Here is a 3,449-nt window from a genome sequence, read left to right as displayed (position 1 = left end):
GGGATCTAGTAAATTATCTGCGAAATATGCATCTACATTAGAAGGACTGGTAAAAATGAGTACATCGGCATAGGTCTGGTCTATATCGTCCACAATTGCGGTCTCATAGATGGGAAGATCTACTACTTTAGTGCTTTCTTTCAAAGCTTTTTGTATGCTCAGCAGAGAATCCTGTGCTCTTGGGAACATCACGGTTTCATTTTCTACAAGAGCTGCAAAACCTTCTGCAACTTCATCAATATCGCCACCTTCTCCTACATAGTCGGCCAGATGACCTGCTCTTCTTAAGGCATCTTCAGATCCTCTTCCTACTACACCAAACTTTGTCTTTTTAGATAAAGTAGGTTTCAGATTAAAGAAATATTCCACACTGTTCCGGCTGCTGAAGAAAATCCAGTCTATATTTTTCAGATAGAATGGGTCCAGTACATGTACAATCGGAAAAGTACGGATCAATGATCTGCCTTCAATTTCAATATGGTGTTTTTCTAATGCTCTCCTAAAATAACTGTGCTCTCCTATTTCCCTTGAGATAAAGACTTTAGATGGCAATTTACGTTCGCTGGTATATTTTTCAACGATCTTTTCTGCCAGACCGTCTAAATTGTCTACGCGGTAAAACAGGCGGTCAGGAAAATCTTCATCACTTTCTGCCTTAGAGGTCCAAACTTCGAATTGTCCATTTTCCTTTTTGCAGTAACAACCTAGTGGCATATGGCAACCACCCTCAAATAAATTGAGGACCTTACGTTCTACTGCAATTTCTTCGGCAGTAGCAGCATGGTTGATCTGCTGAAGTAATTGGAACAGTTCGGTATCATTTTCCCTGATCTGTATTCCTAATGCACCCTGTGCAGGTGAAGGCACCAGCTCTGTGGTATCCAGTACTTCTACATGGAATTCACTCAAGTCTATTCCAAGCCGGTTCACTCCGGCTTTTGCAAGCAGGATGGCATCATAATCTTCATCTCTTAGTTTCCCGATGCGGGTAGGTACATTTCCACGCAGGTCTTCGATGTTCAGATCCGGACGAAGCGCAAGTAATTGTGCTTTCCTTCGATTGGAGGAGGTGCCCACCATAGCGCCCGTTTTTAACGAGAGCTTCTGTGTGATGTCCACGCAATCTTTCAGAATCAGCAAAAGCTCTGATGGGTCTTCCCTTTCCGGAACTGCAGCGATAACTAAACCTGCCGGATGATTGGTTGGTAAATCTTTGTGAGAGTGTACAGCAATATCTATGGTACCGCCCAGCAATTCCTCTTCCAGCTCTTTGGTAAAGAATCCTTTTCCTTCGAGTTTATCGAGTCTGAGGTTCAGGATCTTGTCACCCTGAGTTTTGATGATTTTCAATTCGGCCTCTGCGCCAATTTCTGCAAGCTTATCCTTTATAAAGTTGGCTTGCCATAAAGCCAGGTCGCTGCCCCGTGTGCCTATAATGAGTTTTTTCACTTAAACTATACAATTTTTTGCTGACTAATATAGCTAGAATTAGCTGTTATTCACCAATATTTCTTTTGCAAGAACCATAGGAACGCTGATACATTTCTTTTCCATATAGTTCATTACCCTTTCTAATACCATTCTTGAATTTTCATCCAGACCGCTGATTTCATCTGCAAAAACGGCAGTCAATGCAGTATGTTTGATTTCTTTGATCTTTTGAGGAACGCCGCTCATCGCAATTTCAATCTTACGCTGACGAAGGACCAGTTCAAACTCTTTGATATTTTGTTCTATGATGTGTTCCGCATTAATCAGTTCCTTATACCGTTCCTGTATATTCTTACGGGCAGTTTCTTTTAAAGATTCTACTTCGATATAATGAACAGGGAATTTCTTAAGGATCTCGGGGGCTGTATCGTTTGGAATGGCCAAATCAACAATCACTTTCTTGCTGGTATCCCCATTGAGGAGTTTAGCGTAAATTTCTTCAGTGATTACAGGCTCAGTTGCTCCGGTACAGGTAATAATGACATCAAAGCCTCCTTCAAAGTTTTGGAGTTCTGAAAGCGGGTAAGCTTTACCCTTTAATTCACGGGCCAGATATTCTGCATTCTCTACGGTTCTGTTGAATACGGAGAAATTAGAATACTTATGTTTTTTAAGATACTGGGCAATATTCTTGTTGGTTTCTCCTGCGCCAATGATAAGCAAACGGGAATTTGCACACATTTTCAGGTCACGGAGTTTACGATACGCAAGCGAAACCACCGAAACCGGGTTTTTAGAGATATTGGTGTGGGTGTATACTTCTTTAGCTGTTTTCACCACACGATCCATTACGGTTCGCATATAATCACCGGTAAAGCCACCCAGGCGGCAAGCTTCATAAGCCTTGCGTACCTGTGCCAGGATCTCTTTTTCGCCAACCACCAGGCTCTCCAGGGAGCAGGAAGTACGAAGTAAATGGTTAAAGGCTTCAACCTGTTCGTAAACGGAGACATTTTCTATAAAACGTTCCATATACTGTTCAGGGAGGCCCATGTCCAGTTCTGTAAGAAAACGGAGGGTGAAGTCTTTATCAACCAGGTTTTTGGAAGTAAATACAAACTCAACACGGTTACAAGTACCGATATAAAATATCTCCTTGATATTCAGCTTCTCCTGAATGTTTTTTAGCCTGCTGTCGAGTGTTTGCTCACAAATCACTAATTTCCCTAAAGATTTCAGGTCAATCTGTTTATGTGTAAAAGCAATGATCTTTAAATATTCCAATGTGAGGTTGAGTATTTTTTTCGCTCAACAAAAGTAACAACACCATGCGCAGTGTCTGTCATTATGCTGTAATTAAGACTAATTTAGAAAGATTATAAATTAATAAAATAGAATAAACATTCCAAACTTTAATTTTGTTATATCTGGTAAGCACCATATCAATAGACACTTATGATACAGAAACTGCAATTTATATTAAGCGGATCACACGGAAAACCCATTCTCGGAGATAGTACTTTTGACGACAAAAACACGAATCATGAGGTCATCCTGTTCATTCACGGATTTAAAGGTTTTAAAGATTGGGGCGCACATAACCTTGTGGCTGAGTACTTTGCGAACCATGGCTATAACTATATCAAGTTTAATCTTTCTCACGGAGGGACAACGCCACAGAACCCGGATGAGGTTACTGATCTTGAAACTTTTGCCTCCAATACCATCAGCAAAGAACTTGCTGATGTGAATATCGTTATTAATCACCTCTCTTCTACTCATGCTTTTTCAAAAATCAACCTGATTGGTCATAGCCGGGGTGGCGCTTTGGCTATATTAAAGGCTGCAGAAGACCCAAGGATTCACAAACTCATTACCTGGAGTGCTATAGGTGATTTCAGCAGCCTCTGGAAGTCTGAACAAGAAGCAGAATGGAAAAAAACTGGCCAGATCCATGTCATCAATGCTCGTACTAAAGAAAAAATGCCTCTGAATGTTTCTTTATTGGAGGATTTTAA

The 3,449-nt window shown here is 40.8% G+C and carries 3 protein-coding genes; 1 reads left to right on the top strand and 2 read right to left on the bottom strand.

Going from position 1 to position 3,449, the window contains the following annotated elements; genetic code table 11:
• Positions 1–1,449, bottom strand: a 1,449-nt coding sequence (gene hemC, locus VNZ46_RS14750) for a hydroxymethylbilane synthase (RefSeq protein ID WP_325560841.1), incomplete at its 3' end; no start/stop codon positions are given.
• Between the two features lie 39 nt (positions 1,450–1,488).
• Positions 1,489–2,715: a glutamyl-tRNA reductase gene (gene hemA, locus VNZ46_RS14745; RefSeq protein ID WP_325560840.1), complete on the bottom strand. Its 1,227-nt coding sequence runs from the start codon at positions 2,713–2,715 to the stop codon at positions 1,489–1,491.
• A 171-nt stretch (positions 2,716–2,886) separates the two neighbouring features.
• Between hemA and VNZ46_RS14740 the strand changes: the two genes are divergently transcribed.
• Positions 2,887–3,449 (top strand): alpha/beta hydrolase family protein (locus VNZ46_RS14740; protein WP_325560839.1); only part of this gene is annotated, 563 nt, incomplete at its 3' end.

Source organism: Pedobacter sp., assembly GCF_035566355.1.
Lineage (GTDB): Bacteria > Bacteroidota > Bacteroidia > Sphingobacteriales > Sphingobacteriaceae > Pedobacter.
Note: the sequence above shows the minus strand (reverse complement) of the source record. Positions and strands in the feature narration are given on the sequence as shown.